Below are 8,738 nucleotides of genomic sequence, written 5' to 3'. Positions count from 1 at the left end.
GGGGCTAGGGCGTGTTGCGAAAGTCCCGCCTGCCTCGCGACGCCATGCACGCGCCCCCATCCTCGAACCTGCTGCGCAGGGCTCGGACGGGGGGACCCCCTTCGCCGCACCGGGCGAAAGCCCAAGTACATCCAGTACGAGGGCTTCCGCCCGGCACGCCGAGAGCACGCACCTGACGCCGCGAGGCCCGCCCTGCGGGCGAACGACGGGACTTTCGCAACACGCCCTAGTCGTGTGTCTGCTGCGCCGTCGTGGCCGGTCGCGCGGTTCCCCGCGCCCCTGAGTCGGCCACCTGCTCCTTGGCCAGGCTGTGCGGCCACCACACCTTTGGTCCCACGTCCAGGAACAGGGACGTCACCAGGACCGACCGGACGATGAACGTGTCCAGGAGGACGCCCAGCGCCACCGCGAAGCCGATCTCCGCGAAGCCGACCATCGGGAGGGTGCCCAGGGCGGCGAAGGTGCCGGCCAGGACCAGGCCGGCGGAGGTGATGACCGCGCCGGTCGCGGCCAGGCCCGTGACCACGCCCGGGCGGGTGCCCCGGCGGGCCGCCTCCTCGCGGATGCGGGTGGTCAGGAAGATGTTGTAGTCGATGCCGAGGGCGACCAGGAAGACGAACACGAACAGCGGGAAGTCCGTGGTCTCGCCCGCGTAGTCGAACAGGTGGCGGAAGGCGAGGGCGCTGAGGCCGAGGGCCGCGGTGAAGGACAGGATCACCGTCCCGATCAGCAGCAGCGGGGCGATCAGGGCGCGCAGCAGGGCGCACAGGATCAGCATCACCACGCCCAGCACCAGCGGGATGATCAGGATGTTGTCGTGCGTGGTCGCCCTGTCCATGTCCAGCAGGGCGGCCGTACCGCCGCCGACCTTGGCGTCGGCGTCCGGGACCGCGTGGACGGCGTCCCTGACCCGCTCCACGGTCTGTTTCGCGGCCTCGCTGTCGGAGGGGGCGGTCATCGTCGCCTCGAAGAGGACCTTGCCCTCGAACACGGGTTTCGTGCCCGGTGGCAGGCCGAGGGACTGGGGTACGACTCCCCGTGTGCCGGCGACTGCCTCGCCCACCTGGCGTGCCTGCGCCTGGTTGCTGACGATGACCAGGGGGTCGCCGCTGCCCGCCGGGAAGTACTTCGCGGACACCTCCTGGCCGACGATCGAGTCCGGTTTCCCGGTGAACGCGTCCGCGTTGCCGATGCCCTCGGCGCGCAGCTGGATCAGCCCGAGGGAGCAGACCGCGAGGACGAGGGCCGTGATGATCCAGGTCATGCGGGGCCGCTGGGCGATCCGGCGGCCGGTGCGGGCCCACACGCCGGTCTCGATGCGGTCCGGGTCGCCGAAGTGCGGGATCGCCGGCCAGAAGATCCAGCGGCCGAAGATCACCAGCAGGGCCGGGAACAGGGTCATCATCGCCAGCAGGGCGACCGTGACACCGATCGCGGCGACCGGGCCGAGGCCGCGGGTCGAGTTCATCTCGGCGGCCAGCAGCACCAGCATGCTGAGGACGACGGTCGCGCCGGAGGCGAGCACGGCCGGGCCCGCCCGGTGCAGGGCGAGGGCCATCGCCTCGTGGCGGTCCTCGTGGCGGTGCAGTTCCTCCCGGTAGCGGGCCACCAGCAAAAGGGCGTAGTCGGTCCCCGCGCCGAACACGAGGACCGTCAGGATGCCCGCGCTCTGGCCGTTGACGGTCAGGCCCGCGTGCCGGGCGAGCAGATAGATGAAGGCCTGCGCGGTGAACAGGGCGGTGACCACCGAGAGCAGCGGGACCAGCAGCAGCGTGGGGCTGCGGTAGGTGATGAGCAGCATGACGATCACGACGCCCATCGCCGACAGCAGCAGCGTCGAGTCGATGCCCTCGAAGGTCTTCGAGAAGTCCGCCGAGGTGCCGCCCGGACCGGTGATGTGCACGGCGAGCCCGTCGCCGCCCTTGCCGACGATGTCACGCAGGGAGTCGACCGCGGGCGCGATCTCCTGCCAGCCCTTCTCGTCCATGGTGATCGGGACGAGGACCTGGGCCGCGCGCGGGTCGGTCTGCCGGTCGAAGACCGGCCCCCGGGTCTCCGCACCACGGATGCCGTGGGCCGTGAGCCGCTTGATCTCGGCGACGTCCTTGGCGATCGTGGCCCGCTCCTGCGGCGTGAGGCCGCTCTCGCGCGCGTAGACGACGACCGCGGGGATCTGCTCCGGCCTGAAGTCCTCGGAGAGCTGGAGGACCTGGGTCGACTCCGCCGAGCCGGGCAGCCAGGACGCCGCGTCGTTGTCCTGGGCGTCGGTGAGCCTGGAGGCGAGCGGTGCCGTCAGGAACAGCACCACCAGCCACAGCCCCAGTACCACCCACTTGGCACGCCGTCCGCAGACGAAGTGCGCGATGCCCCGATTCCCGGTCATGGCCACCCCCGGCGCCACCAGTCGAGTCGATCGGCCGCCCAGCATGGCACGCACATCCCGTTCACAACATGCGATGAACGGCTTGGGTCCGGACCGGCGCGCTCCTTCGCGCCCCGGCATGGGAGGCTTGGGTCATGGCCGCGCAGATCAACCCCAGCATCCTGTCCGCCGACTTCGCCCGCCTCGCGGACGAGGCGAAGGCGGTCGAGGGAGCCGACTGGCTCCACGTCGACGTCATGGACAACCATTTCGTGCCGAACCTCACGCTCGGTGTGCCGGTCGTAGAGTCTCTGGCCCGTGCGACGGACACCCCGCTGGACTGCCACCTGATGATCGAGGCCCCCGATCGCTGGGCGCCCCAGTACGTAGAGGCGGGGGCCTCCTCCGTCACCTTCCACGTGGAGGCGGCTGCCGCCCCGGTCCGGCTCGCCCGGGAGATCCGGGCCAAGGGTGCCCGCGCCTCCATGGCGCTGAAGCCCGCGACGCCCATCGAGCCGTACGAGGACCTGCTCCCCGAACTCGACATGCTGCTGATCATGACCGTCGAGCCCGGTTTCGGGGGCCAGGCCTTCCTCGACATCATGCTCCCCAAGATTCGCCGGACCCGCGAGTTGATCAGCAAGCACGGCCTTGAGCTGTGGCTCCAGGTCGACGGCGGGGTCTCGGCGTCCACCATCGAGCGCTGCGCGGACGCGGGCGCCGACGTCTTCGTCGCGGGATCCGCGGTCTACGGGGCGTCCGACCCGGCGGAAGCGGTACGTGCATTGCGCAATCAAGCCGAGGGGGCGACCGCCAAGGCCACGTGGGCGTGCGACCACTGAGCGTCAGGAACGTGAACGGCTCCGGTCAGGGCCGATCAAGTGCGCCGGATCTGCAAGGATGAACGGCGAATCCAGAGTGTGAACAGCAGTGAGGAGAACGCCGTGTCGGGTATGTCGGCGGGCCGGTCAGCCATGCGGATGGGACCCGCTGAGCTGGTGCAGGCGGCGGCCATGGCCCGCCGCTTCTACCTGGAGGGCAAGTCCAAGATCCAGATCGCGGAGGAGTTCGGCGTCAGCCGCTTCAAGGTGGCCCGGGTCCTGGAGACCGCCCTGGAACGGGATCTCGTACGCATCGAGATCCGCGTGCCGGCCGAGCTGGACGCCGAGCGCTCCGACGCGCTGCGCGCCCGCTACGGCCTCAGGCACGCCGTGGTCGTCGAGTCCCCGGCCGAGGCCCAGGATTCGCCCGACCCCGAGAACCTCGGAGAAGTGGCCGCCGACCTGCTCGGCGAACTGGTCGACGAGGGCGACATCCTGGGCCTGGCCTGGGGCCGCTCCACCATCCACATGGCGGCCGCCCTCGACCGGCTCCCGCCGTGCACGGTGGTGCAGCTGACGGGCGTGTACGACGCCGGGACCGCCGAGCGCGGTTCGGTGGAGGCGGTGCGGCGGGCCGCCCAGGTGTCCGGCGGGGACGCCCACCCCATCTACGCGCCGATGCTGCTGCCGGACGCGGCCACCGCGGCCGCGCTGCGCAACCAGACCGGGATCGCCCGGGCCTTCGAGTACTTCGACAAGGTCACGGTCGCCTGTGTCTCCATCGGCTCCTGGGAGCCGGGCATCTCGACGGTGCACGACATGCTCAGCGACGAGGAGCGGGCGCACTACGCCTCGCTCGGTGTCGCCGCCGAGATGTCCGCCCACCTCTTCGACGCCGAGGGCCGCAGGGTCGGGCGGGACCTGGGCGAGCGGTGCATCACCGTCAAGACCGAGCAGCTCCGCCGTATCCCCGAGGTCGTCGCGATCGCGGGCGGTCAGCGGAAGGGGGCCGCGATCGACGCGGTGCTGCGGTCCGGACTCGTCACCAGCCTGGTGACGGACACCTCCGCCGCGGACTACCTGATGACGGCCGGGACCCCGCCGAAGCCGGCCCTGAACAGGGCGGACCCGGACGGGAACTGACGGGGAGCCGTACGGGGACGGCCGTGGCAGCATCGGACGCATGCTGCTGCGGTTCGTCTCCCGAATGCTCCTGTGCGCGCTGTTCCTGACGGGGTGTTCGGCCACCGACACCGATCCGTCGCCGGGCGGTGGCATGGCCACCGTCCAGGAGTCGAAGCTCCCGGCCGAGGCCCGGCGGACCCTCGAACTCATCGACCGGGGCGGGCCGTTCCCGTACTCCAGGGACGGCGCCGTCTTCGGGAACTTCGAGCGGCTGCTGCCCGCCCACCGGCGCGGCTACTACCACGAGTACACCGTCCCCACCCCGGGCTCGCGCGACCGCGGAGCCCGGCGGATCGTCACCGGGCAGGACGGCGAGGTCTACTACACCGATGATCACTACGACTCGTTCAGGACGGTACTGAGATGACGGCACGCGTGGTCACGCTGGACCTCGACGGGGTCATGGACAAGGCCGGCCTGATGGACCGCTGCCACCGGGACCTGCGGCTGCCGGACTGGTTCGGCCGCAACTGGGACGCGCTGGCCGACGTCCTCTCCGACCCCGGCTTGTGGTCCGGGGACGGCGCCGCTTCCGGCGAGGAGACCGTCGTGGTCGTACGGCACTGGGACCGGTACGCCGAGGCGCGGCCGGAGGAGTGGGCCACCGCCCGTGAGGTGTTCGCCGAGGCGTCCGCGGTCACCGTGGCACTCGCCCTTGGAGCTTCGTCCTAGGGCCCCCTCGGCCGGTCTGGACGTTCCGCCCGTGGGTGGCGTCGGCCCCGGCGTGGGAGAATGAAGTACGTGCTCTTTCCCCCTGGCTGACCTGTCCGGGGGCCACCTCTGATCGACTGGGATGTGCAGCACGTGCGTTTCCTCAACGACATCCAGCCCCCCTACGACCTGACGTACGACGACGTCTTCATGGTCCCGAGCCGCAGCGCCGTCGGCTCGCGGCAGGGGGTGGACCTCAGCTCCCCGGACGGCACGGGCACCACGATCCCGCTGGTCGTCGCCAACATGACCGCGATCGCCGGGCGCCGCATGGCCGAGACCGTGGCCCGCCGCGGTGGCCTCGTGGTCATCCCGCAGGACATCCCGATCGAGGTCGTCACCGAGGTCGTCTCCTGGGTCAAGAGCCGCCACCACGTCCTGGACACCCCGATCGTGCTGGCCCCGCACCAGACCGTCGCCGACGCGCTCGCCCTGCTGCCCAAGCGCGCGCACAACGCCGGTGTGGTCGTCGACGAGGGCGGCCGGCCCGTCGGTGTCGTCACCGACCAGGACCTGTCCGGGGTGGACCGTTTCACGCAGCTCGCCGAGGTCATGTCGCGCGACCTGCTGCTGCTCGACGCGGACATCGACCCGCGTGAGGCCTTCAACCGTCTTGACGCCGCCAACCGGCGCTACGCCCCCGCGGTGGACCGGGACGGCCGGCTCGCCGGGATCCTCACCCGCAGGGGCGCGCTGCGCGCCACCCTGTACACGCCCGCCGTCGACGCGCAGGGCAGGCTGCGCATCGCCGCCGCCGTGGGCATCAACGGCGACTTCGCGGAGAAGGCCAAGCAGCTGCTGGACGCGGGCGTCGACACGCTCGTCATCGACACCGCGCACGGCCACCAGGAGTCGATGATCACCGCGATCAGGACGGTCCGGGCGCTCGACCCGCAGGTCCCGATCGTGGCGGGCAACATCGTGGCCGCCGAGGGCGTGCGGGACCTGATCGAGGCCGGCGCGGACATCATCAAGGTCGGGGTGGGTCCCGGCGCGATGTGCACGACCCGCATGATGACCGGAGTCGGCCGGCCGCAGTTCTCGGCGGTGCTGGAGTGCGCGGCCGAGGCGAGGAAGTACGGCAAGCACGTGTGGGCGGACGGTGGTGTCCGGCACCCGCGCGACGTCGCCATGGCGCTGGCCGCCGGCGCGTCCAACGTGATGATCGGCTCCTGGTTCGCGGGCACCTACGAGTCGCCGGGCGACCTCCAGCAGGACGCGAGCGGACGGCTCTACAAGGAGTCCTTCGGCATGGCGTCCGCGCGGGCGGTGCGCAACCGCACGTCCGAGGAGTCGGCGTACGACCGGGCCCGCAAGGCGCTGTTCGAGGAGGGCATCTCGACCTCGCGGATGTTCCTCGACCCGGCCCGCCCGGGTGTCGAGGACTTGATCGACTCGATCATCGCGGGCGTCCGCTCCTCCTGCACCTACGCCGGCGCGGGCTCGCTGGAGGAGTTCGCCGAGAAGGCGGTCGTGGGCATCCAGAGCGCGGCCGGATACGCGGAGGGCAAGCCGCTGCACGCCAGCTGGAGCTGAGTCCGGTTCCGCGCGGCCCCCGGGGAAAATCGGGGGCCGCGCGCGTTTGCGGACCGTACGGTCGGCGTATGGAGATCACCGTCTGCCGCAGCGGCGATGTCGCGCTGCTCGACCGGTCCATGGGCTCGCCCGGGGCCACGTCCTTTCACGCCCGGCGGTTCGCGCGGCAGGAGGCGGGGGAGTGCACCTACCTCGTCGCCTGGCTGGACGGGCGGCCCGTGGGGCACGCGGAGCTGCGCTGGGTCGGCTGCGCGGCGCCCGAGGTCACCTTGGACTGCCCCGAGATCGGCGGGCTCGCGGTGTGGCCGGAGGCACTGCGCTCGCGGGGCATCGGCAGCGAGCTGATCCGGGCCGCCGAGGAACTGGTCCGGGAACGGGGTCTGACGACCGTGGGCATCGGGGCAGGGAAGGACAATCCGCGCGCGACCGCGCTGTACGCACGGCTCGGCTACCGCCCGGTCACGGACTACCTCGACCGCTACTCCTATGAGGACCACGACGGCACGACTCGTGAGTGCGTGGACGCGTGCGTGTTCCTCGCCTCCCCGCTCGCGTCCTGGGTCACCGGGCACGACCTGGTGGTGGACGGCGGGGTCTCCGCCCGGCCGACGTGGTGAGCACGGCGGGGTTCGCGTCCGTACATGTCGGGAAGACCGCGAGCCCAGGTACGGAGTAGTGACGTGAGGTGTGAGCGTGCGCGCAGCAGCACAGGCGGCCGGCGAAGGCGAGGACTTCAAGGGCTGGTGCTGCTGGGCACCGTGCTGGTCCTGCTCCTCTTCGGCGGTGCGGGAGCGGCGTCCGCCCACGCGGCCCTGCGGGCAACCGACCCCGGGGACGGAACCGTCCTCAAGTCCGCCCCCCGTGACATCACCCTGACCTTCACCGAGTCCGTCGGTCTGCTCGACGACTCCTTCCGGGTACTCGACCCCGACGGCAAGCGCTTGAAGGTCACCGACGCCGGACACGGGCCGGGCGGCTCGGACACGGCCCGCGTCTCGCTGCCCGCCGAACTCGCCCAGGGCACCTACACGGTGGCCTGGCGGGTGGTCTCGGCCGACAGCCACCCGGTCTCCGGCGCCTTCACCTTCTCCGTGGGCAAACCCTCCCCGGCCATCGTGGTCGCGGACACCGGCCCGACCGAGGACCCGGCCACCGAGAGCCTCTTCAACATGGGCCGCTACCTGGCCTACCTCGCCGCCGCCCTGCTCATCGGCACCGCCGTCTTCCTCGCCGCCTGCCGCCCCCCGGAGCCGGCCCGGCTCGGCCGCCTGCTGTGGGCGGGCTGGGGCACCCTGCTCGGCTCGACCCTGTTCCTGCTGGTGCTGCGGGCGCCGTACGAGAACGGTGCGGGCCCGTCCGCCGCGTTCTCCCTGAAGGCCTTCGAACGCACCCTGGGCACCCGTCCCGGCGAGGCGCTCCTGGTCCGCCTGGCCCTGCTGCTGGTCGCGTACTTCTTCGTCGTACGACTGCTGCGGCTCGGCGAGTCGAGGCTGCCGCGCGCGTGGCAGGCGGCGGGCGGCGCGCTCGCCGTGGGTCTCGCGCTGACCTGGGCCGCCGCCGAGCACGCGTCCGCCGGGATCCAGGTGCCGGTGGCGATGACGTCCGCGGTGCTGCACGTGCTGGCGATGGCGGTCTGGCTGGGCGGTCTCGCGGCCCTGCTCAGCACGCTGTACCGGGCTCCCTCGCAGCTCCCGGCCGCCGTCGTGGCCCGTTTCTCCCGGCTGGCCTTCGCCTCCGTGACCGTCCTGGTCGCCACCGGCGTCTACCAGTCCTGGCGCGGCCTCGGCTCCTGGGACACCGTCACCGGGACGACGTACGGCCATCTGCTCGTCCTCAAACTGTTCGCCGTGACGCTGCTGCTGGCCGCGGCGCGGCTGTCCCGACGGTGGACGGGCCGGTTGGTGACGGTCGCGGCCGCGGCGGAGTCGCGCGTGGAGGCGCGGGCGGAAGCGGAGACGGAAGCGGAGACGGAAGCAGAGACGGAGTCGGAGGCGGAAGCGGAGACGGCCGTGCGGGAGAAGGTGGCCGAGCGGGTGGGAGGGCCGTCGTCGGTCCCGGCCGCCTCGGCCTCGGTCGCCCCGGCCTCGGCCGCCCCGGTCTCGACGTCGGTCGCGGCGGAGACG

General features: G+C 71.9%; 8 protein-coding genes. 7 read left to right on the top strand and 1 reads right to left on the bottom strand.

The features are described 5' to 3' along the window. Positions 1 to 226 precede the first annotated feature (226 nt). On the bottom strand, positions 227 to 2,383 hold the full coding sequence (locus EHS43_RS29255; RefSeq protein WP_125193728.1) for an MMPL family transporter: 2,157 nt from the start codon (positions 2,381 to 2,383) through the stop codon (positions 227 to 229). 134 nt (positions 2,384 to 2,517) lie between these two features. Here EHS43_RS29255 and rpe point away from each other — a divergent pair, with 134 nt between their 5' ends. The 7 genes from rpe to EHS43_RS29220 all read left to right on the top strand — a co-directional run. Next, positions 2,518 to 3,204 carry a ribulose-phosphate 3-epimerase gene (rpe, locus tag EHS43_RS29250; protein ID WP_125193727.1) on the top strand — a complete coding sequence of 229 codons (687 nt, stop codon included), beginning with the start codon at positions 2,518 to 2,520 and terminating at the stop codon, positions 3,202 to 3,204. A 78-nt stretch (positions 3,205 to 3,282) separates the two neighbouring features. Beyond that, positions 3,283 to 4,326: a sugar-binding transcriptional regulator gene (locus EHS43_RS29245; protein WP_125193726.1), complete on the top strand. Its 1,044-nt coding sequence runs from the start codon at positions 3,283 to 3,285 to the stop codon at positions 4,324 to 4,326. Positions 4,327 to 4,366: 40 nt separating this feature from the next. After that, a complete protein-coding gene (locus tag EHS43_RS29240; RefSeq protein ID WP_125193725.1) occupies positions 4,367 to 4,735 on the top strand; it encodes a ribonuclease domain-containing protein in 369 nt (122 codons plus the stop codon). Continuing rightward, positions 4,732 to 5,040, top strand: a complete 309-nt coding sequence (locus EHS43_RS29235) for a barstar family protein (RefSeq protein ID WP_125193724.1) — start codon at positions 4,732 to 4,734, stop codon at positions 5,038 to 5,040. The genes EHS43_RS29240 and EHS43_RS29235 overlap by 4 nt, the downstream gene beginning before the upstream one ends. 132 nt (positions 5,041 to 5,172) lie before the next feature. Next, the gene (locus EHS43_RS29230; RefSeq protein ID WP_185806462.1) at positions 5,173 to 6,615 is read left to right on the top strand and encodes a GuaB1 family IMP dehydrogenase-related protein; all 1,443 of its coding nucleotides are present in this window, start codon (positions 5,173 to 5,175) and stop codon (positions 6,613 to 6,615) included. 68 nt (positions 6,616 to 6,683) lie between these two features. Continuing rightward, the gene (locus EHS43_RS29225) at positions 6,684 to 7,232 is read left to right on the top strand and encodes a GNAT family N-acetyltransferase (protein WP_260470767.1); all 549 of its coding nucleotides are present in this window, start codon (positions 6,684 to 6,686) and stop codon (positions 7,230 to 7,232) included. Between the two features lie 126 nt (positions 7,233 to 7,358). After that, the coding region (locus EHS43_RS29220) for a copper resistance protein CopC (protein WP_125193722.1) at positions 7,359 to 8,738 on the top strand (1,380 nt) is incomplete at its 3' end.

The sequence above is a fragment of the Streptomyces sp. RP5T genome, from assembly GCF_003933965.1.
In the GTDB taxonomy this organism is placed as follows: domain Bacteria; phylum Actinomycetota; class Actinomycetes; order Streptomycetales; family Streptomycetaceae; genus Streptomyces.
This window is presented reverse-complemented; position numbering and strand designations above follow the sequence as displayed.

Bases quoted from the DNA above. Each gene is read 5' to 3' on its own strand.
- EHS43_RS29255 (WP_125193728.1), bottom strand. From the start codon at position 2,383: ATGACCGGGAATCGGGGCATCGCGCACTTCGTCTGCGGACGGCGTGCC.
- rpe (WP_125193727.1), top strand. From the start codon at position 2,518: ATGGCCGCGCAGATCAACCCCAGCATCCTGTCCGCCGACTTCGCCCGC.
- EHS43_RS29240 (WP_125193725.1), top strand. From the start codon at position 4,367: ATGCTGCTGCGGTTCGTCTCCCGAATGCTCCTGTGCGCGCTGTTCCTG.
- EHS43_RS29235 (WP_125193724.1), top strand. From the start codon at position 4,732: ATGACGGCACGCGTGGTCACGCTGGACCTCGACGGGGTCATGGACAAG.
- EHS43_RS29225 (WP_260470767.1), top strand. From the start codon at position 6,684: ATGGAGATCACCGTCTGCCGCAGCGGCGATGTCGCGCTGCTCGACCGG.